The following is a 23,573-nucleotide window of genomic DNA, read 5'->3' on the forward strand; positions in this document are numbered from 1 at the left end:
AAACGTGTCTGCGCCCAAAAACTCTCTCACAGATGAAGAACGGCAAGAAAGTTTTTGCCGTGCCGTGGTGGCTACCTTACGCGCCATAGGCGATGCTCCTGAACAAAACATTATTATCCCTGGAGGGGCGCCTGGCACCCATCGAAAACCGATAGCAGAAAGCGCAATCAAACTTCCTCACGTATCGCTTCTCATGCATGAATTTGAAATTCAGCGCGTTCGTGGGGAAGCTGATTCTGTTGCCTTAAAACTCCGCTATCATCAAGACGCGCTTACCCCTTCTTTTCCTGAAACAGAGGCTCAAGCCACATTCAATGCCCTCGAGCAAGTACGCTGTGAAGTCTATGGATCACGGTATATGGCCGGAGTACGGGCCAATTTAAATCGACGTCTTACGCAGCAAATGTCTGATATAGGCAGCAACCGTATGGTTGAGCAGCAAGACATGCCTATCTCTTTAGCTCTGAGCCTCTTAACACGAGAAGCTCTTTCTGGAGAGCCAATTCCTGCTCAAATAGGGCCTGCGTTAGATGTATGGAGGAATTCTCTCCCTCCAGCGGCAAAGTCTGCTTTTGCAGAGATGGTACAGTACCAATCAGACCAAATCGCATTTGCTCGCGCGGCTTCCCGACTTTTAGGGGCGTTAAAGTTAACAGACGCAATTGACGATTCTGAGCAAACGGCACCTTCTGATAATAATTCTGATGATAAACCTTCTTCTGATGATGCTGCCTCTGTACCAGAAGAAGACGAAAAAGCTCCCGAAGGAAATGACCCCGAGGACGAGAATGGAGATCAAACAGAATCTGGAGAAGGTGACATACAAGGAGAATCTGAGACATCATCCGATATTTTAGATTCTCCTGAAAATGGTACAGAAGAAGCCGCTGGCCCTTCAGATACAAGTCCCGATACTGCATCAGATCATCCTGATATAGCTTCAACATATAAAGCTTATACAACAGAGTTTGATGAAGAAATTAACGCTGAGAACCTGTGTGACCCAGAGGAACTCTCCCGTTTACGGCAACAGCTTGATATTCAACTAAGTCAGCTTCAAGGGCTTATTTCTCGGCTTGCCCATCGCCTTCAACGCCGTCTTTTAGCGCAGCAACAACGCAAATGGGAGTTCGAGCAAGAAGAAGGCATTATTGATGCTGGAAGGTTAGCTCGCGTTGTTACCAACCCGACTATGCCGCTTTCATACAAATATGAAACAGAAATGGAGTTTCGTGACACGGTCGTTACGCTTCTCATTGACAATTCTGGCTCTATGCGTGGACGACCTATTGCTACCGCAGCCATCTGTGGTGACATTCTAGCACGCACGTTAGAGCGATGCGGTGTTAAAGTTGAAGTTCTTGGTTTTACAACGCGCCAATGGAAAGGCGGGCAAAGTCGTGAAAAATGGATCCGAGATGGCCGCCCTCATTTTCCTGGTCGCCTTAACGACTTAAGACATATTATCTATAAAGATGCAGACACACCTTGGAGGCGCGCCCGCCGCAACTTAGGGTTAATGCTTCGAGATGGTCTTCTTAAAGAAAACATTGATGGTGAAGCGCTTCTTTGGGCATGGAAGAGAATTCGTCGACGTACAGAGAAACGTCACATTCTAATGGTCATCTCAGATGGTGCCCCTGTTGATGACAGCACTTTCTCCACAAATGCACATGACTATTTAGAAGGTCACCTTCGAAACGTCATTCATAAAATTGAAATGGACCGACACACAGAACTTCTTGCTATTGGCATTGGTCATGATGTTACCCGTTATTATCGTAATAGCGTAACAATCAGTTCTTCTGATGATTTGGGCGGAACAATGATTGCTCAGCTTTCAGAACTGTTCTCACCCACCAAACATAAAAAAGCATGATCAGGAGGGGGACTTAATGTCTTCCTCAAACTAATGCTGACAAAAGAGGATTATTTTCTGTTGAATGATTCCCTCCTGTAAAAAGGGATAATATTCCGTCAGAATCCCCACTCTCTCCATACAACGTTAAAATCGTATCATTTGATTTAACTTTCTCTGGATGGATCTGAAGTAATGCCAGATATTGCTGAGCATAACGTTGTATTTTCTCAGAATTGTTTAACTTCGATAAATCCAACTTTTGGCTCAAAAGCCGAACTTGTTCATTATATCCTAATGTCCCAAACTGGGTTGGATCGAACCCACTGACCCGTTCAACAACTTTCAAAAGTTTTGGGTCAGCCATAACATTTTCAAGCTTCATCCCAGGCTTCATGATCCGGGAGAAATAAAGAGCGTCTCCTAAACCCGACGTTTGATGCTGCACATTTTTTTCATATGCATTCATCCAATAATTATTCACAATTTTAGATATAAAATCTTTTGAAGAAAAAGGAGAAACAGACCAAGATGAAAAATCCTTAGCAAATAACTGCCAAGATGGATTACCGCTCCTTGCTGCCAAAGAATTACTTGAGGAAGGGTTTTGAGACATTAATTGCTTCAGAACAGCAGTCTCTCCCTGCACGGAAGACATCCCATAAGCCCCCAAAACAACACTCAGTGCTTTATAATTATGCAGCAGCTGCTCAGGTGTTAAAATCGATCCTGCGACATCTTTAAAAGACGAGACTATATTTTCAGACAGCGGACTCGTTTTCTGCCAATGCTGAACCGCTATAGATTCATTTTTAATGATGGATAAATATTGTGGGACAGCAGGCATGGCTGATGAAAAAAGAGACATGCAAATTCCTAACAAAAATTATTAGGGGAACATTTTCTCTCCAAAGTGCTAATATATTCTTAATCGATCACACCATATTCGCCCTCACGGGCCTTTCACAACACTGAGGATACATGATGTCTTTTAAAGCTTTTCTTTTCACCATGATGGCAAGCGCCAGCACGACATTGATGGCCTCAGCTCATGCAGACACCTTACCTTCTATCCCTGCGTCATGCTTTACCTATTCCTTTCATTCTCATCAAACCGGAGAAAATGAACTTAAAGCTTCCGGCATGCACGCCTCCCTTACAGGCACAGACATCACATTAGATGTTGGAAATATTTCCTTAAAGGATCCGCAAAAGTCAGTAAGCGAAAACCAGCTTGAGCATTTCAATGCAATCGCTGCCTATGCCGCGTTAAGCGCCTTCCGGGGAGGTATTACTCCAGCCTGCCAAGGTCTGGACGCCACAAATACACTCCATGATATCCAAAAAGGCACACCAGAAGCTTTATGGGCTAACATAAAGCTAGACCGCCCCAATCATACCATGACCCTTCAACGGGTTTCGATCAAAGCAACACAAACAAACCCGCTTTTAAGGCTTAAAATTAGTGGCTCGGGTATTCATGATAGCAAGCAACCCCTCATCCCCTCCTCTCTCACGACCGATCTCTCTGTAAGCCCAAAAGTGGGAAGCTTTCAAACGGTTACCATCAATTCTTTCCATTCAATTTCAGGCGAAAGTTCTATCGACGCCCAAGGAAAGGTTGATATGGGAAGCTCAGCCGCCACATCCAAAGCAGACCTGCATGTCAGTATTAACAATATCTCAGCTTTTGATGACAGACTTCACCAAATAGCCCCAACAAAAGTAATCGCGGCTATCGCTATTGCACGCATGATGGGCCACCATAGTGGTGAAACAACAAGCTGGGATATCGAGCTAGAGGGCGGCACAGTCTCCGTAAACGGAGTACCTATGCCTATCTCTCTGCCTCACTAAACCTTACGCGCTAGTTTACACAAAACATTCGTTACCTTCTTGGCAAAATTGATCCGGGTGGCATTCGTCATTTCCCGGATCAATGCCAATTTGTGATCTGGTCTAATTTTAACCCCAGAATCCTGCTTGCGCGTTGCCCAGTCCAAAAGCCCAGCGGGGTTTTTAAAACGATTTTTACGGAACTGAATAACCATCCCTTTAGGGCCAGCTTCCAGTCGTTCTACCCCTGCCTCACGGCACATCTTTTTGATCAAAACAACATCCAGAAGGTTAGCCACCTCGGGAGGAAGTGATCCAAACCGATCCACTAACTCCGCCCGCATCGCTTCCACTTCCTGCTCACCATTCAAAGAGGCAATCCGTCGATATAACCCTAACCGAACAGGAAGATCGGGCACATATTTCTCAGGAATGAGAACAGGAAGTCCCAGAATAATATGGGGTGTCCAATCCTTATCATCCTCTTCTTTGCGCCCACGCTCCTGTCTTAAACCTGCAACAGCGTCTTCCAGCATTTGCTGATACAGTTCAATACCGACTTCTTTGATATGCCCAGACTGTTCATCCCCAAGCAGATTCCCTGCCCCTCGCAAGTCCAAATCATGGGAAGCAAGTGTAAATCCTGCCCCTAATGAATCCAGTGTTTGCATCACTTCCAAACGCTTTTGAGAACTTGCTGATAAGGGCTTTGTTTGAGGCCATGTCAGGTAAGCATATCCTCGCTGCTTTCCACGGCCCACACGCCCACGAAGCTGATAAAGCTGTCCTAATCCAAACATATCAGCACGATGAATAATAATTGTATTAACGCTGGGCATATCCAGCCCACTCTCAACAATGTTTGTTGAAAGCAGAATATCGTATTTACCATCCGCGAACTCTGTCATGACGCGCTCAAGCTCTGTCGGCGTTAAACGACCATGCGCTTGGGCAATTTTAGCGTCAGGAACAATGTCTATTAAACGCTCTGACATCCGCTCCATATCAGCCAGACGCGCAACGACACAGAAAATTTGCCCTCCCCGGAAACGCTCTCTTTGAATCGCTTCACGGATCATCACACTATCAAACGGAGTTATAAATGTTCTTACCGCTAAACGATCGGTAGGCGGCGTGGCGATCAGGCTCATTTCCCGTACGCCGGATAATGAAAGCTGAAGCGTCCGCGGAAGCGGTGTGGCAGAAAGAGTAAGAACATGCACGTCCTCACGCAAAGATTTTAATTTTTCTTTATGTCCCACTCCAAAATGCTGCTCTTCATCAATAATCAGCAATCCAAGGCGGTTAAAAGAAACCGTCTTGGCTAAAAGTGCGTGTGTCCCAACAACAATATCCAGCTTACCTTCCGAAAGTTCTTCCCGCACTTTAGAGGCTTCTTTTGCGGTAACTAATCGAGAAAGCTGAGCAATTTTTACAGGCAACCCTTCAAACCGCGTAGAAAAACTCCGGTAATGCTGCCGAGCTAATAAGGTTGTAGGCACTACAACAGCTACCTGCATCCCCGACATAGCCGCAACAAACGCAGCCCTTAATGCAACCTCTGTCTTTCCAAAACCCACATCTCCACATACAAGCCTATCCATTGGACGGCCTGCGCTCATATCTTCTAAAACATCCGCAATTGCACGCGTTTGATCTTCCGTTTCAACAAAGGGAAAGCGTGCACAAAATTCATCCCAAGCCCCTTCTGCGGGAGCAAGCGTCGGTGCTTCTTTTAAAGCTCGAGCAGCAGCAGTCCGGATTAACTCTCCCGCCATAATCCGGATGCGGGACTTCATTTTAGCTTTTCGAGCCTGCCAAGCCGTTCCACCCAGCTTATCGAGCTGAACGCCTGTCTGCTCTGAACCAAAACGGCTCAAAAGATCTATATTTTCTACCGGTAATAAGAGCCTCTGAGCATCATCATACATGATCGACAGATAATCATGCGCCACTCGACCTTCCGTTATAGTTTCAAGCCCATTATATCGGCCAATCCCATACTCCTGATGAACAACCAGATCCCCTTCTGCGATCTCGCCAATTTGGGAAATGAATTGTTCACCGCGCTTTTTACGGCGCGGCGGCCGAGAAATACGCTCCCCTAAAAGATCTTGCTCTGAAACAAAGCTTAATCGATCCGTTATAAAGCCACGCTCTAAACCCAGAACCAAAAGCCCTACCGTTCCACGAGAAACACTCGCAGCTTTAGGCCAGCTATCATAACTCTCCGCAGCAACGCCGTGTTCTTTAAGTAAATGAGCTATTCTTTCCCGTGAACCACGGCTCCACGCGGTAACATACGTCCGCCGGCCAGATTTCGCCCACTCTTCAGCCTGTTTGCCAAAAGCTTCAAATATACCCTCGCGCGATCCATCTCGAGCACGAGCGAATAATTGGCCCGGCCGATTTCCAGCATCAATCCCATCACCAATATCTGGTTTTGCAAACGTGTTTAATACAACTGAAGGCACTTTCGCGAGCATGGAATCCCAGCCATGCTGATCCAGATACAAACGATGTGGTGGCAAAGCACGGTAAGGCATTTCTCCTTCACGTACAGGGACACGACGCGCTTCATAATGATCTTTAATCATTTCCAAGCGCGCTTTTAAAATATCAGGAGCGTGCTGATCAAAACTCATCGCAACGCCGGGCATATAATCCAGCAATGTTTCCATTTGCTCACCATCGCCATCATGAAACAATGGCAAATAGTGCTCTAAGCCCGGGTAACGACGCCCATGAGATACATTTTCATAAATCAAATCTTCTGTTGCTGCAGAACCAAATGTATCCCGCCAACCTGTTCTAAAGCGGCTGATACTGGCGGCGTTTAAGGAATATTCTGAAACAGGGCGCAAATCAAAACGCGCTAATTTTTCTGTCGACCTTTGGGTTCCAACATCAAATGAACGGATATTTTCAACTTCATCACCAAAGAGATCCAACCGAACAGGATCAGAGGCGCCAGATGGAAAAAGATCAAAAATACCACCGCGCGTTGCAAACTCTCCCGGCTCCATCACGGTGTCTGTTCGCGTATATCCATTATCAATCAACAATTCGATCAGCATGGACTGATCCAACGTCTCTCCACTCGCAACACTCAGGGATTGCCCTTTAAATGATGAGCGCGGTGGCACTCTTTGAATAAGACTATGAATGGTGGTTAAAACAATACGTCGTGCTTTTGTTGGCTCCAATAAACGACATAAGGTTCCAACACGTTCTGCAACCAAAGCAGGATTAGGCGAAACACGGTCATAAGGCAGGCAGTCCCAAGCCGGTAAGCGCAATACCTCTACTTCTGGCATTAAATAGGCTAACATATCTGCTAAAGCTGCAACGGCAGCATCATCTCGCGCAACATGCAATAAAGGGCCTTCATGCTCCGCCAGTCTTTGCCTTAAAAGGAAAGCAACACTTCCATCTGGAACACCCCATATTGTAGGGCCGAAAGATGTTGTGGTTACTTCACTCGTGACAGCTTCGCTTTGTGCCATTTCTATCTTACCCTATACCTACCACTTTAATGACCAGCTCACTTTTACCAACCGAAAGGAGCGATCCCACCTGTGTCCTCAGACCTATCTTCAGCAGATTTGCTCGCGCCCCTCTTTGCCCCGCTTACAACCCTACCGGGAATTGGTCCACGCCATGCGAGTCTGCTTGAAAAGATAGCTGGAGGCAATCGTGTCCTTGACCTGCTGCTGACCTTACCAGAACGTGTGATCGATCGTCGTATTATACGAACAGTTGCCCAAGGACACCATCTCCCACCTGGAGAGATTTTAACAGCTCGTGTGCGTGTCCTTTCCATGCGCAAACCAAACCGTCCCGGGCAACCTTCCATCATCCGAACGGAAGATGACACAGGAAAAATTGACCTCGTTTTCTTTCAACAAAAAAATATGCCCGCCCCGACGGTTGGTGCTGATTTTTTAATTTCAGGGAAAACAAGCACGTTTCAAGGCAGTCTAACCATGCCTCAGCCTGATCATGTGATGAGTTGGAGCAAACGAGAGAGTTTCCCAACCCTTGAGCCTGTATGGCCACTAACGGCTGGATTATTCCCCTATACCGTTCGTAAAGCCATGCGAGGCGCTTTATCTTTATTACCAACTCTCTCAGAGTGGCATGACCCAGCACTCATTAAAAAGCGCCATTGGCCAGCTTTTCACGAGGCCATTCGTTTCATTCAAAACCCTTCAGAAATTTCAGAACATAAAGAATGGACGTCCATCAAAGAACGTGCCTTATCCCGCCTTGCCGCAGATGAAATATTGGCAGATCAACTCTGCTTTGGGTTAGCACGCGCCAAAGCACGCAGCAGGCCCGGCCGTAGCATGAAAGGGGATGGCTCATTACGAAAAGAGCTTCAACAACGCTTCGGCCACTCCCCAACAGAATCTCAAAAAAGAGCTATATCTGAAATATCAAACGATTTAGCATCCTCAAGCCCAATGATGCGGCTTTTGCAAGGAGATGTTGGCGCAGGCAAAACCTTCGTTGCCATGAACGCCATGTTACAAGCGGTTGAAGCAGGCGCTCAAGCCGCTCTTATGGCGCCAACAGAAATACTTGCCCGGCAACATTTTGAAACTGTTTCACGCTTATGCCCCACCACGAGCATATACCTCAGCGGGAACATCAAAGGCGCAAAACGACGAGAAGCTCTCAAAGCAATCTCAACAGGTGACGCCAAAATTGTTATTGGAACACACGCTCTTTTCCAAGAAGGCGTTACTTTCTCTGACTTAGGCCTTGCTGTTATTGATGAACAACATCGCTTTGGCGTTAAGCAGAGAATGGAGCTTAGCGCGAAAGGCGTTTCAACAGATATTCTTGTTATGACCGCCACCCCCATTCCACGCACGTTACAGCTGATGGAATGGGGAGAGATGAGCGTAAGCCGCCTTGATACAAAGCCTAAAGGCCGTCTCCCTATTCAGACCACACTCCATAATATGGAATCTCTTCCCAATATCTTTGAGGCACTCAAGCGTGCTCTTGCCAATAACGTTCAGATCTTCTGGGTATGCCCTCTGATCGAAAACAGTGAAACTCAATCTGCCGCTGCTGCGGAAGAAAGATGGGCCACGTTAAGCGAACGCTTCCCCGGAGTGGTGGGCCTTGCGCATGGCAAGCAGGACATTTCTATACGACAAACCGCCCTTGATGATTTTCGGGATGGAAAAACACGTATTCTTGTCGCCACAACCGTCATTGAAGTGGGAGTGGATATTCCTAACGCTTCCATCATGGTAATCGAACAAGCTGAACGATTTGGTCTTGCCCAACTCCATCAGCTACGCGGACGCGTGGGCAGAGGAAGCCAAAAATCATTTTGCCTGCTCATTCATGATAATGCAGCCACATTTACAGCGATTAAGCGCTTAACATTGTTAAGAAATACGAATGATGGATTTTTAATCGCTGACGAAGATTATAAAATTCGAGGCGGAGGGGATCTCGCTGGCAACCGGCAATCTGGTTTACCCGGCTTTAAAGTTGCTCACGGAAACCGCCTTTCCATTCTTACCCCTGCCATGCAGCAAGACAGTGAACGTGAACTTCAGCGTAACCCTTTTCTCAAAAAAGACGAAGGTCGCGGCCCTGCATTAAAAAAGCTTTTGACACTTTTTGATCGAGACGATCCAGATCGACTGCTTATTTCTGGATAGAACTTAACGCCCGGCCTGAATACGCCGGGCGTTAAACCTTTAGAACTTTACAGAGAACTTTAAAGAGCCATAGTTAAACAACCCAGCCTTTTGGCCTCTAAACTCTGTCGATTGCCAATTTTGGCTATATGACAAACGCATGCCATGCCACATCACAGCAACACCAGCATGAATTTCGCCCACATCCCATTTTTTTTCGGTATGAGGTGAATTGCCTCTTACAGTACTACCTTGAAGCGTAGCGTCATAGCCTACAGCTTGCCCATCCACGCCACCATAGAAGTACCAAGCAACGGGGCGCGTCGCTTTATACGCATCGGTTCCATCCAGTCCTGGCCCAATGGTCGCATTTCCAAAGTCACTATCTAAACCCTGACCAATCCGAAAGTTTGAAGCAACACTTGCATACGTTCTGTAATCACCCGCAGAACCTGATACTGCTGGAAGCACATCCATTTCAATCCCATAGACTTTTGCAACAGGCAAACGCCAAATACGCCCGGCTTGCAGCTGAAAAATAGGCTGATTTGCAAGCTGATGTTGCCATCCTTTGTTCGGGGTATCGCTGATTGCCTTATGGAAACCGTTTTGTAGCTGACGCCCTAACGCTGCGGGACCCAATACACCCGCCTGAAAACCCATCACGGTTCGGGACAAATCTGTATCATTAATTAGATTAACAGTTCCCAACATAACGCCAGCATATGGACGATCCCCCAATGGTGGCCGCTCTACCTGCGTAGCACGCGGTGTAAAAATAAGCTGTTGCAAACCAAGACTGATTCGCTGAACACCATCGCCCATTAAAAAATGATTCAAATGAGCGATTGGTCTTGGCAAATTATCCGTGCCAGAGGTCCAATTAAAACGTAACCCAGAGGTATAATACTGATCGGACGTTCCTTTAAACGTCGAAACAGCGTCATTCTCCCCTTGTAAAGTCCACGTTCCGTAATGATCTTGTTGAGGAGTCGCCCTTGCTGAAGTGCTCAGCACAATTAAAGACAAAGCGCCAAAAGAAAGAGATAACCGCTTCTGCAACAATACACACCTCAGTTTCTGGGAGAGCCCAGTCAAATGCTCAATTTTTATCAACTACGAGGTTTCTACTTTTAAGCCCAAACACCTCAAGTGCAAGTGATCTATATTAAATTATCATCATTTAATCATTTTTTTTATTTTAACTGTGGCAGAAAAAGAAAAAAGCGTGTTAGGCTTTATTTTGAGGAAGACATCCTATGTTAACCTCGTTTTTTTGAATTAAGTTACAATGGGTATTCCCCCCATTGGAGACCCCAGTTTTCGGGATTTAGACCGTTGAGAAACAACAGAACCGACCGCAGCAACTTTAACTCATCCCGCCGCGGCGGATTTGATGGGGACTTTATGTCCCAGCCGTCCTATGGCGATCGTGGTGGATTTGGTGGTGGCTATAATAGCGCACCTCGTCGCACCGGCGGTGGCGGAAGCTTTGCAACTGCTTCAGGACCAGAAATCAGTTCCCGCGTAAAATGGTTCAATACAGAGAAAGGCTTCGGCTTTATTGAACTTTCGGATGGCTCTGGTGACGTATTCCTACATGCTAATGCCCTTAGCAATGCAGGCTATAATGGCGTAAACCCTGGTGCAACCGTGGTTGTTCGTATTGGACAAGGTCCAAAAGGCCGTCAAGTTGCAGAAGTTGTGTCCGTTGACGAAAGCACAGCAGAAGCTCCTCGCCCAAGAGCACAGTTTGCTCCTCAGCCTAAATTTGGCGGAGCAGCACGCCCAGGACGCCCAGCACCTGATATGTCTACAGCGGAAGACATCCGCGGCATCGTAAAATGGTATAATGCGACCAAAGGCTTTGGTTTCATCACACCAGAAGATGGCGGAAAAGATATCTTCGTTCATGCATCTGCTTTAGAGCGCTCTCACCTTCAAACACTTGATGAAGGTCAGAATATCCATGTGAAAGTTGTTCAAGGACAAAAAGGTCCTGAAGCAGCTGAAATCAGCGCATAAGACAAGAGTTCCAATACTCTTGTTCATATTAAAAAACCGCTACATTAATGTGTAGCGGTTTTTTTTAATATTCTTTACCTTTACTCCGAAGTAAACGAGCTTTATCTCGTTGCCAATCTCGCTCAGCTATAGCGTGACGCTTGTCTTCTTTTTTACGCCCTTGGCCTACGCCAAGCGTAACTTTCGCCACACCTCGACTGTTAAAATGTATATCCAGCGGAACAAGAGAAACACCTGCACGAGCAACGGCACCTAACAGATGATTAACTTGTTTTTTATGAAGCAAAAGCTTTCGTGGAGCGCGTGTATCAAAGCGTGATAAAACGCCGCCTTGATACTCTGGAATATAAGAGTTGTATAAAAAAATCTCTCCGTCACGCTCACCTGCATAGGCTTCTGCAATAGTTGCACGGCCAAGACGCAAGCTTTTTACTTCCGGCCCCTTCAAAACTATTCCAGCTTCTATTGTTTCTATTATCGTATAATTAAATCGACCTTTTCGATTTTGAGCAGCGATCCCATGAGAAATCATTCCGCTTTTTTGTTTCTTTGCAGCCATTGAAAAAATTTAACCCAATAAACCAAGAGAACGCAGTGCAGCATCAATCGCTGTCCGCGTTGCTTCTTGTGGTTCCACCAAAGGAAGTCTTAACGTTGGAGAACAAAAACCTAACCGAGACATCGCATATTTCACGGGACCAGGATTAGCTTCCATAAACATAGCATCATGTAGTGGAGATAGTTTATCCTGCAATGCAATCGCATCAGAAATACGGCCTTCTTGCCATGCTTTATGCATATCAGAGGATAATTTAGGCACGACGTTTGATGTTACACCAATACATCCATGTCCACCCGCAGCCAAGAAAGACAGAACTGTATTATCGTCTCCAGAAAGCTGCGTAAACTCTTTATTAACATGCCGTCTCACAGCAATAGGACGAGCCATATTGGCGGTTGCATCCTTGGTACCAACGATATTCGGATGCTTGGCTAAACGCCCCATTGTTTCAGGTGTGATATCAACGATAGAACGGCCAGGAATGCAATATAAATAAAGAGGCAATGGTGTAGCATCTGCCACCGTCATAAAGTGGCGATACAAACCTTCTTGTGTTGGCTTATTGTAATATGGAACGACAACCAGAACACTATCTGCACCGACTGCATGTGCGTGCTTTGCCATACCCACGGCCTCAGATGTGCTGTTGGAGCCGGCTCCTGCCATAACCAAAGCACGGCCATTTGCTGTTTTTACACAATGCTCCACAATCTGATTATGTTCCGTGTGAGAGAGCGTTGGGCTTTCACCAGTTGTTCCAGCAGGAATAAGACCCGTCGTTCCATTTTCAATCTGATGTTCAATGAGCCGTGTTGCAGCATCAAAATCAACACGACCATCTTCATGCATCGGTGTAATTAAAGCTGTTAACGACCCCTGATATGTACCCTGCTGTGCCATTACCTTACTCACCTTTGTTTTCGAGGAGTAATAATACTCCACCTTTTTTCTGTACAAACATCAAACGCGTATAGGGCTGCGCGGATATGCCCCCAAAACCTTTAGGTCATCACTCACATGCTTCAATTCATCCAAAGCAGAAGATAACGCCGATTGCTCTGGATGTCCTTCGACATCCATCAAAAACTGCGTTGCTGCAAAAGAACCATTTAACATATAACTCTCAAGCCGAGTCATATTTATGTCATGCTTTGAAAACACTCCCAAGGCCGCATACAGTGCACCGGGGTGATTATCAACACGCATGAGTAATGTTGTCAGTATATCTTCCCGGGTGGGATCTGGATAACTGGTTTTCTTCGCAACAACATAAAAGCGTGTCGTATTATGTGCTGCATCTTCAACATTCTGTCTTAATGTCACCAGCCCATTTAACTCACCAGCAAGGGATGATGCAACCGCAGCGCTTTCTTTCCTGTTCCACGAAGCCACCATTTCAGCAGCGCCAGCAGTATCAAACTCTGGAACAGGTTCTAAATCCAGCTCTTTAATTAAGTTGCGAATTTGCCCCATTGCCACCGGATGGGTGTGAACTTTTTTTATATCAGATTCTTTCGCGCCTTTTATCCCCAGCAAACAATGCTCAACCCGTAAAAAATGCTCTCCAATAATATGTAAATTCGCATTGGGTAACAAAGCATGTATTTCTGGAACGCGACCTGCAAGGGAGTTTTCACACGCAAGCAACCCCTCGTCAGCCTCGCCATCATGCACAGCTTCAATCGCAGCAGCAAAACTGGAACACGGCAATGTAGACCATCCGGGGCGTATCTGCCGACACGCCAGATCTGAATACGCACCAGGACGCCCCTGAAAAGCAATTACCGGCATTCTATCATTCCTCTTACGCGCTCAAGGTCTTCAGGAGTATCTACCCCTAATGGAGCATGCTCTATTTGTGCACAACCAATACTCATGCCCGCTTCAAGCGCCCTCAATTGCTCTAAACTCTCACGTTTTTCTAGACCAGATGGTGGCAAAGAAATAAATTTCTTCAATGCAGCCCGGCGCCAAGCATATACGCCGACATGATGCCAATGCGTCCCTTCTCCCCACGGAATCAAAGAGCGTGAAAAATAGAGCGCTCTCGTAACGGATTTTTCTCCGAAGTCACACGCAACTTTTACAACCTGAGGTGCAGATTTTTCATGTTCATCTTTAATCGGCGCCACCAACGTTCCAATATCAACGTTTTGGTCCTCTAGAGGCTTTAAAGCAGAACGCAAATCATCCGGTTTTATTAATGGTAAATCACCTTGGAGATTAATCACAACGTCATATTTCTCCAATGGATCAAACTTTTGAAGTGCATCATACACACGGTCAGAGCCACTGGGTAAAGACGACTCGGTTAAAACTCCCAAGACCCCATCCATCCCCTCGATGGCATCTAAAATCTCTTGGTCTCCAGCCGCAACCACCACTTTGCCAATGTTAGCCTGTTGCGCACGTTTTACAACATGGGCAATCATGGGCAGACTACCAATATGAGCAAGGGGTTTGCGTGGGAGTCTCGTGGAAGCTAAGCGGGAAGGAATGATTATAATCGGTTGCATGGCTTCTCTGATGCCGCTCACCCAGCGCAGCGTCAACTCATACATTGATCATTGGTGTCTGACAGCATTAAAAAAGGTAAAAAGCATATGAACAAATCAGTTCTCGAAAAAGCAATTACTATTGCTGAGGCGTGCGCAGATGCCGCTCACCGAACCGTTGCTCCTTATTTCCGCACCCCCCTACAAGCAGATGCCAAAATGGACGACAGCCCAGTCACAATTGCAGATCGTGCTGCTGAAAAAGCAATGCGTACCATTATTGAAAACGCATTCCCTGAGCATGCTATTCTGGGTGAAGAAGGTGGCAGGTCTGGATCAGAAAGCGAGTGGCAATGGGTGCTTGACCCTATTGATGGAACACGCGCTTTTCTAACCGGGCGCCTTTCATTTGGTTCACTTATATCCCTTTTCCACCAAGGAAAACCCGTTCTGGGAATTATTGATCAGCCCGTTACCAATGAGCGGTGGATTGGTGTCAAAGATGAACCCACTCGCTTTATTTCAGACGTCCTTCCTGGGCATATTGGTACCCGCACCAGCCTCGACCTAAGCTATGCTGAATTATCCTGCACATCTCCTGATATTATGTCCCCCGAAGAGCTACTCCGATTTAACAACCTCAAAAAAGTAGTCCGTCGTACCTCTTGGGGTGGTGATTGTTATGCTTATGGTCTACTCGCACTGGGTCAAATCGATATCATCGCCGAAAGCTCGATGAAACCATGGGATTGGGCAGCTCTCGTTCCAATCATTGAAGGCGCAGGAGGCCGTATGACAAATTGGCAAGGCGAGCCACTTGATTTAAATAATAATGACGGCACCGTACTCGCTGTAGGCAACCCTCAATTGATGCCAGAAATTATTAAGCATCTTTCTGCGAGATAAACGATAGGCTAAGTCTTTTCTTAGGCACCTTTCAAGCCAATATGACTAACACCACCATAGAAGACCGGAGCCATCCGGTTCAAAACCGGGATGGAAATATGCAAGCGAATCTCTCACTTCCCAAAAACAAAATTCGTATCCTCCTCCTTGAAGGCATCCACGACAGTGCCATTGAGTATCTTGATACTCAGGGCTATGCTGAAGTTACACGTCTTAAAGGAGCCCTTGAAGGAGACGCTCTTAAAGAAGCTCTTCAAGGTGTCCACATGGTTGGGATCCGCAGTCGGACTCAACTCACCCAAGATGTCCTTGAATCTGCTGATCGTTTAATGGCAGTTGGTTGTTTCTGTATTGGAACCAATCAAGTTGACCTTGAAACAGCGCGTATGGAAGGCATCCCTGTTTTTAATGCCCCATACAGCAATACACGCTCTGTGGCGGAACTGGTCATGGGTGAAATTGTTATGCTGCTGCGGCGCATTCCATCCCGCTCGGAAGCATGCCATCAAGGCGGATGGGAAAAATCTGCCGTTAATTCATGGGAAGTGCGTGGAAAAACACTGGGTATTGTTGGCTACGGTTCAATTGGGTCACAACTCTCTGTCTTAGCTGAAGCTTTCGGAATGCGTGTTCTATATTATGACACCATGCCCAGATTGCCGCATGGAAATGCTATTGGCGTTGCGACCCTTCAGGAGCTACTTGAACAATCAGACGTCGTAACCCTCCACGTTCCCCAGACGCCTGAGACGAATAATCTTATTGGAGAAAAAGAGATTAGGGCCATGAAGCCCAACTCTATTCTCATTAACAACGCACGTGGCAATGTTGTTGATCTGGATGCTCTGGCAGCAGCAATTAAAGATGGACACATCATGGGAGCTGGGATTGACGTTTTCCCTGTTGAACCCAAAAGCGGCAATGAACGTTTCTCTTCCCCTTTACAAGGTCTGGACAACGTTCTTTTGACACCTCACATTGGTGGTTCCACCGTTGAAGCACAAGAGCGTATCGGTGTTGAAGTTGCTCGCAAACTTGTAGACTACTCCGATGTTGGCTCAACCATTGGTGCGGTGAACTTCCCAAGTGTACAACTTCCCGAACGCCCACGTGGCACACGCTTTATGCATGTTCACGCTAATCGTCCGGGAATTATGCAGCAAATTAACGAAATTTTTGCTTCTAAAAACTGCAATATTACCGCCCAGTACCTCCAAACGGATGGAGAGCTTGGCTATGTTGTCGTTGAAGCTGAATCGGCCAACACGGAAGTTGATCAACAATTATTAGACCAACTGCGTTCTTTGGACGGCACGCTTCGCGCACGCCTTCTCTACCAGCGTTAACTCGTTCGTAACTCATTACTTGTAAGGGATGCTGCATGGCATCCCTTAACACCCACCAACCCATTATATCCAGAATTCAGAGCTTTACGTTCTGTGGTATTATTGCTGTTCCCGTCACCGTAGAAGTCCAAATTGCGACGGGTCTTCCCGCTTTCCAAATTGTTGGTCTTGCAGATAAATCTGTTGGTGAATCACGAGAGCGCGTTCGGGCTGCTCTGCTTTCCATGGGATTATCTCTTCCGCCAAAGCGTATTCTTATCAATCTGGTACCAGCCGATTTACCTAAAGAAGGTGCTCATTTTGATTTACCGATCGCCATAGCCCTTCTTGTCGCGATGGGAATTATTCCATTTGAAACTGTTTCACCCTATGCAGCTATTGGAGAATTATCGCTTGATGGAAATATTAATGCCACTCGAGGCGTTCTTTCGGCCTCTTTAACTGCTTTTGAAAATGAGCTTGGTCTTATTTGTCCTTCCTCACAAGGGAGTGAAGCCCGGTGGGGCAACCCGAACTATGATGTTTTAGCGCCTCAATCGCTCAATATTCTTTTGGCGCATTTTCGAGGCGAACAAGTGCTGCGCTCTGAATACACAGCACCTATTCTCTCATCAGATTATGGTCCTGATTTATCCGAAATTAAAGGAATGGCATTAGGCCGTCGTGCACTTGAAATTGCCGCAGCAGGTGGCCATTCCCTTTTGATGAATGGTCCCCCAGGGGCTGGAAAATCTATGTTAGCCAGCCGTCTCCCAAGTATCTTACCTGACCTTAACTCTCACGAAATTTTAGAAACCAGCCGCATTCATAGCCTGTCCAGCATACTCAAAAATGGACATCTCATTACAAGGCCTCCTTATCGCGCTCCACACCATAGCGCGAGTTTAGCGGCACTCGTCGGTGGAGGAGCAAAAGCAAAACCTGGTGAAGTAAGCCTCGCTAATCATGGTGTCTTGTTCTTAGATGAACTTCCTGAGTTTTCACGCTCCAGCTTAGAAGCATTACGACAACCGATCGAAACCGGTACAATTTCACTCGCTCGAGCCGCACACCATACGACCTACCCTGCACGCTTTCAGCTTATTGCTGCCATGAATCCCTGCCGATGTGGGTATTTAGGTGACGCAGAAAAACTCTGCCGAAAAGCACCTCGATGCGGAGAGGATTATACAGCTAAAATATCTGGCCCTATGATAGATCGAATTGATCTTCACGTTTCAATAAAAGCGCTGTCTGCTCACGAAATGAGCTATGCGCCTCGAGGAGAAGATAGCGCGACAGTGCGTGCTCGAGTTGAAACCGCGCGAACTCTCGCACTCAATCGGCAAAATTGTTGTAATGCTCAAGCCTCTCCTGATGTTTTTGAAGTGGATGATGATGCACGTTCTCTTACAATTAAAGCCGCTGAAAAAATTCGCCTATCCAATCGGGGGATGACCCGACTAATGCGGGTCTCACGTACTATTGCAGACCTCGATGGAGCACAAAATATTCAGCGCCACCATGTTGCGGAGGCTATCAGCTTTCGCCACCGATCCAGCATTTCATAGCTTCGTCTCGTTCAAGCAATCAAATCCCCTTGCAAGGTCGGCCTTCAAATCATCAACTTTTTCTAGGCCAATATGAAGACGAAACGTTGCCTGAATAGGCCCTTCATCGGTTACGCGCCGAATATGCCCTGTTGTCGGCAATACAAGGCTTTCATATCCTCCCCATGAGGCACCAATACCAAACATGGTTAAATGATTGATCATTTTCTCCGCTGATGAGACACTAATCTCTGGCTTCAGCTCAACGCCAAACAATCCACAAGAGCCACTAAAATCTCGCTTCCAAAATTCATGCCCCGGACAATCGCTAAATGCAGGATGTAATACTCGTGATACTTCAGGTCTCGTTTTGAGCCATCGAGCAATTTCCAAAGCTGATTTAGATTGGTGGTTAAGACGCACTCCCATGGTTCGTAAACCGCGTAAAGTTAACCAGCAGTCATCTGGCCCAGCGCATTGCCCTAGTTGAATTGAAGCATCACGCAACGTTTTCCATAGCTTTTCATCATTCACTGTTATCGAACCAATGATAACGTCAGAATGCCCACCCGGATATTTGGTCAAAGCCTGAATAGAGACATCCACCCCTTTAGAAAAAGGCTGAAAAACCCCAATCCCCCACGTATTATCTAAAACTAGTAATGCATCATTTTGATGAGCCACCTCGACTAACATCGGCACATCCTGCACCTCAAAAGTGTGGCTACCAGGGCTCTCCGCGAAAACGACACGTGTCTCCGGACGCATCAATTCTTTTATTTCTTCCCGTGAGGCCATAGGAGGATAATATGTTGTCGTAATCCCCATACGACGCAACATGGTATCTGCGAAACGACGCGTAGGGCTATAAACTGAATCAGGCAACAGCAAATGATCTCCACTGCTCAGAAAAGCGAGCAAAGGAACTGTACATGCACTTAATCCCGAATTAACAACCTGTGTATGTGTGCCACCTTCAATAATCGATAATAATTTTTCTAACTCGTGCTGGATAGGTGTTCCCATCGCACCGTAAACCGCGACATGATTATGGCTTCTTCCATCTGTACGGTTCATCTCTTCAAGAGAGGGAAATAAAACAGTCGAGCCCCGAGTAACCGGCAAATTCACCAATGTTCCTTTTGCTTCAACATTGGCACGCCCGCCCTGAACAAGAGCAGTTGCAAGGCGATCCCAACCGTTCTCTCTTGATACGTTTAAATTATCAGCGCTCATTTTTATTTCCCCACAGCAATAGGAAGGTCTGGATTGCCTCCCCACTCTGACCATGAACCGTCATACAACATACCGTCACCAAAACCGGTAATCGCCAAAGCAACGAGAACCGTTGCTGCCGTCAACCCAGAACCACAGCTGGCAATAACATGGCGCTCTACGATAATTGATTCCAATAAATCCTGTAATTTCCGCCTCGGGTGGAAAAAGCCATTTTCATCAATCAATTGTATCCAAGGCATATTCACAGAATTTGGGATATGCCCCGACCGAACGCCCGCTCTAGGCTCAGACACTTTTCCTTGAAAACGCTCTGCGCTCCGAGCATCTATAATGACATAATCTGCTGTGTTATTTGAGGCTTTCTCAACATCCCCAGTACCTGCCAACCAACGATAAACAGGTCTTGGTCGATATGTTTCAAAATGCTCCGCAACAGGAGGATCACTTGCAATCGGGCCGCCAGCTTCTTTCCAAGCTTTCATCCCCCCATCAAGAATTTTTACTTTCTCGTGGCCAAATAGTTTTGCTAGCCACCATGCACGACACGCACCAACGCTTCCAATCGCATCATAAAATACAATGGGTGTTTTTTCTGTAACGCCCAACAGCCCTATCAAACGCGCAAAACGTGCCACACTTGGTACCGTATGCGGAAGCAGGCTTTCCTGATCCGAGAAGATATCAATATCAAAGCGCCGAGCACCTGGAAGATGTTCCTGCAAAAAAACATTTTCCACGTCTTCTTTTTGACCGGGCAAAACAACACTCGCATCCAAAGGAATGAAAGGTGTATCGACATTCAAAAGTGTCTGTGCATTAATAAGTGGTGAGTTATTCATTAAACACCATCTGTAAGAGGGTTATGTCGATCCAAATATGGTTATCTTCACCATATAGATATACTGGTCAATTCCTTAATCTTTTCAATTAAAAGAATTAAATTGCATGACAACAGAACGCATTATTCTTGGTTTTGTGCTCATTGGAATTGCTTACGGCTGTGGTATTATTCTGTGGCCCTTCTTATCCGCCATTTTGTGGGCCTCTATTCTCGTCTTTACAAGTTGGCCCATTTATCATCGTCTACGCTTATATGTTCGTCCTACAATCGCAGCCATTGGAATGATGTGCCTCAGTGCAATCACAATTATAATTCCTTTCTCCGTTCTTACAACAGCCGGCATTAATGATATTCCCGATATCATCACCACAATCAATAATTTCCTTATAAAAGCAGACGCAGCTTCTCCGCCTCCTGCCTGGCTAACTCATCTCCCTTTCATTGGTTCTTATATTGTTAAAGAGTGGGGTCTTATCACCCATGATATGGGTACAGCCACAGGGATGATACGTCCTTATTTTGGGCAAATCGCTCAAATAACATTAACCATACTTCTAAAATTAGCAGGCGGCTTATTTGATTTTATAATGGCCCTCTTTATTGCTTTTTTCCTGTGGCTAAAAGGAGATACTTTAGGGCAGACACTGACCACCATTGTCACACGCATTGCAGGGCCTACAGCCGCCCCACGCCTCATTAATGTTATTGGAAGAACGGTTAGGGGTACCGTCTATGGTGTGCTAGGAACGGCCATTATCCAAGGTATCCTGACAGGAATAGGCTTAGTCATTACAGGCGTTCCAGCACCCGTTTTACTTGCGGGAATTGCTGCTTTTGTTGCCGTTTTTCCTATAGGAGCTCCACTCGTATGGGTGCCCGCAGCTCTTTGGTTGGGCATGACACACCATGTGGGATATGGCCTTTTTCTCGCTATTTATGGAATAACTATTATTTCAGGTGCCGATCACCTCATCCGGCCGGCATTTATCTCCCGCGGGGCTCAACTTCCTTATCTCCTCACCGTTATTGGTGTCCTTGGAGGTGTCCTTGCGTTTGGAGGGCTTGGTATCTTTTTAGGGCCAGTTCTTCTAGCAGTTGGATACACACTCACTAGTGAGTTTTCTCATAGCCCACATCCTTCTAAAAGACTTTCTGATTACACCCCGGATGAACACTAATGGATCTTCTGACATCTATCGCTATTAACCGACCTTTTCGAATAATCAGCTGGAATCTTCTTCGATGGGACGGTGCTTCTTTAGAAGATATTTTAACCGTTATCCGGACAGAAAACCCTGATATTATTTTAATGCAGGAAGCGCTTGATCTAGTCGATAATCTTCCATCTCGCCTTGGTGGATATTATAATCGCATCCCTCTGCCCGGCCGACCACATGGAACCGCTTGCTGGAGCCGTTTCCCCTTTGCAAAACCGCCAGTTTTATGCCATCTACCCCGTGGTATTATTGTTAAACGTACAGCTCAAGTGTTGGATTTTGGCCTCTTCTCTCTTGCCAATGTTCATCTCTCACACGGACAAATTCTGAACCGCCGCCAATTGCGTACAATTACCAAAAATATGCATTATAATGCCGTGATTATGGGAGATTTTAATCTTGTTGGCCCTGTTCTTCTTCCCGGCTTTCAAGATGTTGGCCCCCGCGAAAAAACACACCGTATGTTAGACCGCGTTCCTTTACGCTTAGATCGTTGTTTAACACGAGGGATTAACCGGCTAGAAGCCCACGCCTTACCTCGATTTGGCTCAGATCATCGCCCTATTTCTGTTTCTTTAACCATCACACCATAAATATACTTTATAGATATGGCATAAAAAGGCGAAAAACCTCGTTTCTCACCTGTAAAACAAAAGGTATCCGATCAATATCATGATGTGTTAGTCGGTTTTTTTTATGGGAATCTATGAATTTACTTAGTTCTGTAGCCAAGCCTATATCATACATCTCTAAATTGACTTCAAAATTCAAACGTAAAGACCTTACATCCAAATTAGTACTTCCAACGAAACTCCACTCATCATCCACCACCATCAACTTTGAATGATTAAAAGGTGGATCCGCCATCCAAATCCGGCATCCTGCATCTAAATAAGGTCGTAAGCTTGCATCCCGCGCGTAATCAATAATTCTATGATTGCTTCTTTGAGGAACAACAATATCAATAACCACACCTCGCGCAGCAGCAAGATTAATTACAGACGAAAAACGCTCATCAGGCAAAAAATAAGGTGTCATAAATCGAATATTCTTTTTTGCTAAGGTCAATGCCTGCAACATTCCATATTCAATTTTTTCCAAATCCATATCAGGCCCGGATGTCACTACTCGCATAGGGATATCACCTACCGGACCAGGTTCTGGCAAATAAGGTGTCCCTTTCAAAGTTTCGCCAGTCGTAAAAGACCAATCCCAAGCAAACGCAACAGCAAGCTGATGGACGACAGGCCCTTTTACTAAAAAATGTGTATCTGCAACGGGGATTTTCGTTTTGAGGCTCAATACATTTTCTGCGCCAATATTAAGGCCTCCCATGAAGCCCACTCGACCATCAACAACAAGAATTTTCCGATGGTTCCGCAAGTTAATAAATGGCATTTTCCAAGGCCAGATCGAGTGCATAAAGCGTGCACAAGGCACTCCTTTTTTACGCAACCTCCTCTGTATAGGACACCGAAAATACCCGCTCCCAATACCATCCACCAATACACGAACCTCTACCCCGCGCGTATGGGCGTTGATCAGAGCTTCTGCAAAATCTTCGCCAACAACATCATCCCGAAATATGTACGAGCACAGAACGACAGAACTCTGAGCATTCTGGATGGCTTCAATCATGATGGGATAAGTATTATCCCCGTCATGAAAAACCTTCACTGAATTTCCACGCATTAAAGGGCGCTCTGTCAAACGACCTAGCATTTTTGCCAAAGGAGCCAAATTGCCTTCGATCACTTGACGATATTTAACCAGTAATTCACGCCCTTCCCACGTATGTTGGTCAGCCATTTTTCGTGCACGACGATAAACGCGATTAATCCCAAACATTAAATAAAGAGCACTACCAATATAAGGGGACATCCACGAGACGCCAATCCAACCAGCACACGCTGCGGTGTTCCTTTTATGGCGTAAGGCATGCAAAGTTACAGGGATAGGAACAACCCATCGCCCAATGTCAAAAAACTCTTTTAAAATAACCCAAGACATCATGAAGCCCTGTGTCCATACACGTTAACTTTACTCTTTTCTG

Annotated in this window: 19 protein-coding genes; 9 read left to right on the plus strand and 10 right to left on the minus strand. The window is 46.0% G+C overall.

Annotated features, from left to right (window positions below; translation table 11 throughout):
• Nucleotides 1-4 precede the first annotated feature (4 nt).
• Nucleotides 5-1,879: a cobaltochelatase CobT-related protein gene (locus E3D00_RS00265; RefSeq protein WP_141458873.1), complete on the plus strand. Its 1,875-nt coding sequence runs from the start codon at nt 5-7 to the stop codon at nt 1,877-1,879.
• Nucleotides 1,880-1,904: 25 nt separating this feature from the next.
• Here the strand turns inward: E3D00_RS00265 and E3D00_RS00270 are convergent, their stop codons facing one another.
• Nucleotides 1,905-2,726, minus strand: a complete 822-nt coding sequence (locus E3D00_RS00270) for a DUF1217 domain-containing protein (RefSeq protein WP_141458874.1) — start codon at nt 2,724-2,726, stop codon at nt 1,905-1,907.
• A gap of 113 nt (nt 2,727-2,839) precedes the next feature.
• Here E3D00_RS00270 and E3D00_RS00275 point away from each other — a divergent pair, with 113 nt between their 5' ends.
• Nucleotides 2,840-3,715 carry a DUF2125 domain-containing protein gene (locus tag E3D00_RS00275; RefSeq protein WP_141458876.1) on the plus strand — a complete coding sequence of 292 codons (876 nt, stop codon included), beginning with the start codon at nt 2,840-2,842 and terminating at the stop codon, nt 3,713-3,715.
• Here the strand turns inward: E3D00_RS00275 and mfd are convergent.
• A complete protein-coding gene (gene mfd / locus E3D00_RS00280; RefSeq protein ID WP_141458879.1) occupies nt 3,712-7,200 on the minus strand; it encodes a transcription-repair coupling factor in 3,489 nt (1,162 codons plus the stop codon). The two genes, E3D00_RS00275 and mfd, sit on opposite strands and share 4 nt — an antisense overlap.
• Before the next feature lie 72 nt (nt 7,201-7,272).
• Here mfd and recG point away from each other — a divergent pair, with 72 nt between their 5' ends.
• Nucleotides 7,273-9,381: an ATP-dependent DNA helicase RecG gene (gene recG, locus E3D00_RS00285; protein WP_141458881.1), complete on the plus strand. Its 2,109-nt coding sequence runs from the start codon at nt 7,273-7,275 to the stop codon at nt 9,379-9,381.
• Nucleotides 9,382-9,420: 39 nt separating this feature from the next.
• On the opposite strand, the gene E3D00_RS00290 is transcribed toward recG, so the two are convergent.
• A complete protein-coding gene (locus E3D00_RS00290; protein WP_141458883.1) occupies nt 9,421-10,422 on the minus strand; it encodes a lipid A deacylase LpxR family protein in 1,002 nt (333 codons plus the stop codon).
• Between the two features lie 276 nt (nt 10,423-10,698).
• Here E3D00_RS00290 and E3D00_RS10665 point away from each other — a divergent pair, with 276 nt between their 5' ends.
• Nucleotides 10,699-11,385: a cold-shock protein gene (locus E3D00_RS10665; RefSeq protein ID WP_281279649.1), complete on the plus strand. Its 687-nt coding sequence runs from the start codon at nt 10,699-10,701 to the stop codon at nt 11,383-11,385.
• Nucleotides 11,386-11,449: 64 nt separating this feature from the next.
• On the opposite strand, the gene smpB is transcribed toward E3D00_RS10665, so the two are convergent.
• The 4 genes from smpB to E3D00_RS00315 are packed head-to-tail and all read right to left on the minus strand — an operon-like array spanning nt 11,450 to nt 14,463.
• On the minus strand, nt 11,450-11,944 hold the full coding sequence (smpB, locus tag E3D00_RS00300; protein ID WP_141458887.1) for an SsrA-binding protein SmpB: 495 nt from the start codon (nt 11,942-11,944) through the stop codon (nt 11,450-11,452).
• A 9-nt stretch (nt 11,945-11,953) separates the two neighbouring features.
• Entirely contained in the window at nt 11,954-12,847 is an 894-nt protein-coding gene (dapA, locus tag E3D00_RS00305; protein WP_141458889.1) for a 4-hydroxy-tetrahydrodipicolinate synthase, read from the minus strand.
• A 60-nt stretch (nt 12,848-12,907) separates the two neighbouring features.
• Nucleotides 12,908-13,738, minus strand: coding sequence for a prephenate dehydratase (locus E3D00_RS00310; RefSeq protein WP_141458891.1), 831 nt, complete (start codon nt 13,736-13,738; stop codon nt 12,908-12,910).
• A complete protein-coding gene (locus tag E3D00_RS00315) occupies nt 13,729-14,463 on the minus strand; it encodes a 3-deoxy-manno-octulosonate cytidylyltransferase (RefSeq protein WP_141458894.1) in 735 nt (244 codons plus the stop codon). The genes E3D00_RS00310 and E3D00_RS00315 overlap by 10 nt, the downstream gene beginning before the upstream one ends.
• An 87-nt stretch (nt 14,464-14,550) precedes the next feature.
• Here E3D00_RS00315 and E3D00_RS00320 point away from each other — a divergent pair, with 87 nt between their 5' ends.
• The 3 genes from E3D00_RS00320 to E3D00_RS00330 all read left to right on the plus strand — a co-directional run bounded on the left by E3D00_RS00320 (nt 14,551) and on the right by E3D00_RS00330 (nt 18,244).
• Entirely contained in the window at nt 14,551-15,348 is a 798-nt protein-coding gene (locus E3D00_RS00320; RefSeq protein ID WP_141458896.1) for an inositol monophosphatase family protein, read from the plus strand.
• Nucleotides 15,349-15,446: 98 nt separating this feature from the next.
• Nucleotides 15,447-16,694: a phosphoglycerate dehydrogenase gene (gene serA, locus E3D00_RS00325; protein WP_141462309.1), complete on the plus strand. Its 1,248-nt coding sequence runs from the start codon at nt 15,447-15,449 to the stop codon at nt 16,692-16,694.
• A 35-nt stretch (nt 16,695-16,729) separates the two neighbouring features.
• Nucleotides 16,730-18,244 (plus strand): YifB family Mg chelatase-like AAA ATPase, encoded by a 1,515-nt coding sequence (locus E3D00_RS00330; RefSeq protein WP_141458898.1) that lies wholly within the window; start codon nt 16,730-16,732, stop codon nt 18,242-18,244.
• Here the strand turns inward: E3D00_RS00330 and metC are convergent.
• Together metC and E3D00_RS00340 are read right to left on the minus strand one after the other, a co-directional pair.
• The gene (gene metC, locus E3D00_RS00335; RefSeq protein ID WP_141458900.1) at nt 18,239-19,459 is read right to left on the minus strand and encodes a cystathionine beta-lyase; all 1,221 of its coding nucleotides are present in this window, start codon (nt 19,457-19,459) and stop codon (nt 18,239-18,241) included. The two genes, E3D00_RS00330 and metC, sit on opposite strands and share 6 nt — an antisense overlap.
• A 2-nt stretch (nt 19,460-19,461) precedes the next feature.
• The gene (locus E3D00_RS00340) at nt 19,462-20,301 is read right to left on the minus strand and encodes a sulfurtransferase (RefSeq protein ID WP_141458902.1); all 840 of its coding nucleotides are present in this window, start codon (nt 20,299-20,301) and stop codon (nt 19,462-19,464) included.
• Nucleotides 20,302-20,407: 106 nt separating this feature from the next.
• On the opposite strand from E3D00_RS00340, the gene E3D00_RS00345 reads away from it, so the two are divergent.
• Nucleotides 20,408-21,481, plus strand: coding sequence for an AI-2E family transporter (locus E3D00_RS00345; protein WP_141458904.1), 1,074 nt, complete (start codon nt 20,408-20,410; stop codon nt 21,479-21,481).
• The gene (locus E3D00_RS00350) at nt 21,481-22,113 is read left to right on the plus strand and encodes an endonuclease/exonuclease/phosphatase family protein (protein WP_141458906.1); all 633 of its coding nucleotides are present in this window, start codon (nt 21,481-21,483) and stop codon (nt 22,111-22,113) included. Before E3D00_RS00345 ends, E3D00_RS00350 begins: the two co-directional genes overlap by 1 nt.
• 7 nt (nt 22,114-22,120) lie before the next feature.
• Here the strand turns inward: E3D00_RS00350 and cls are convergent, their stop codons facing one another.
• The gene (gene cls, locus E3D00_RS00355; RefSeq protein WP_342777671.1) at nt 22,121-23,530 is read right to left on the minus strand and encodes a cardiolipin synthase; all 1,410 of its coding nucleotides are present in this window, start codon (nt 23,528-23,530) and stop codon (nt 22,121-22,123) included.
• Between the last annotated feature and the right edge of the window lie 43 nt (nt 23,531-23,573).

The sequence above is a fragment of the Swingsia samuiensis genome, from assembly GCF_006542355.1.
In the GTDB taxonomy this organism is placed as follows: domain Bacteria; phylum Pseudomonadota; class Alphaproteobacteria; order Acetobacterales; family Acetobacteraceae; genus Gluconobacter; species Gluconobacter samuiensis.

Bases quoted from the DNA above. Each gene is read 5' to 3' on its own strand.
- E3D00_RS00270 (WP_141458874.1), bottom strand. From the start codon at position 2,726: ATGTCTCTTTTTTCATCAGCCATGCCTGCTGTCCCACAATATTTATCC.
- E3D00_RS00275 (WP_141458876.1), top strand. From the start codon at position 2,840: ATGATGTCTTTTAAAGCTTTTCTTTTCACCATGATGGCAAGCGCCAGC.
- mfd (WP_141458879.1), bottom strand. From the start codon at position 7,200: ATGGCACAAAGCGAAGCTGTCACGAGTGAAGTAACCACAACATCTTTC.
- smpB (WP_141458887.1), bottom strand. From the start codon at position 11,944: ATGGCTGCAAAGAAACAAAAAAGCGGAATGATTTCTCATGGGATCGCT.
- dapA (WP_141458889.1), bottom strand. From the start codon at position 12,847: ATGGCACAGCAGGGTACATATCAGGGGTCGTTAACAGCTTTAATTACA.
- E3D00_RS00310 (WP_141458891.1), bottom strand. From the start codon at position 13,738: ATGCCGGTAATTGCTTTTCAGGGGCGTCCTGGTGCGTATTCAGATCTG.
- E3D00_RS00315 (WP_141458894.1), bottom strand. From the start codon at position 14,463: ATGCAACCGATTATAATCATTCCTTCCCGCTTAGCTTCCACGAGACTC.
- E3D00_RS00320 (WP_141458896.1), top strand. From the start codon at position 14,551: ATGAACAAATCAGTTCTCGAAAAAGCAATTACTATTGCTGAGGCGTGC.
- serA (WP_141462309.1), top strand. From the start codon at position 15,447: ATGCAAGCGAATCTCTCACTTCCCAAAAACAAAATTCGTATCCTCCTC.
- E3D00_RS00330 (WP_141458898.1), top strand. From the start codon at position 16,730: ATGGCATCCCTTAACACCCACCAACCCATTATATCCAGAATTCAGAGC.
- metC (WP_141458900.1), bottom strand. From the start codon at position 19,459: ATGAGCGCTGATAATTTAAACGTATCAAGAGAGAACGGTTGGGATCGC.
- E3D00_RS00340 (WP_141458902.1), bottom strand. From the start codon at position 20,301: ATGAATAACTCACCACTTATTAATGCACAGACACTTTTGAATGTCGAT.
- E3D00_RS00345 (WP_141458904.1), top strand. From the start codon at position 20,408: ATGACAACAGAACGCATTATTCTTGGTTTTGTGCTCATTGGAATTGCT.
- E3D00_RS00350 (WP_141458906.1), top strand. From the start codon at position 21,481: ATGGATCTTCTGACATCTATCGCTATTAACCGACCTTTTCGAATAATC.
- cls (WP_342777671.1), bottom strand. From the start codon at position 23,530: ATGTCTTGGGTTATTTTAAAAGAGTTTTTTGACATTGGGCGATGGGTT.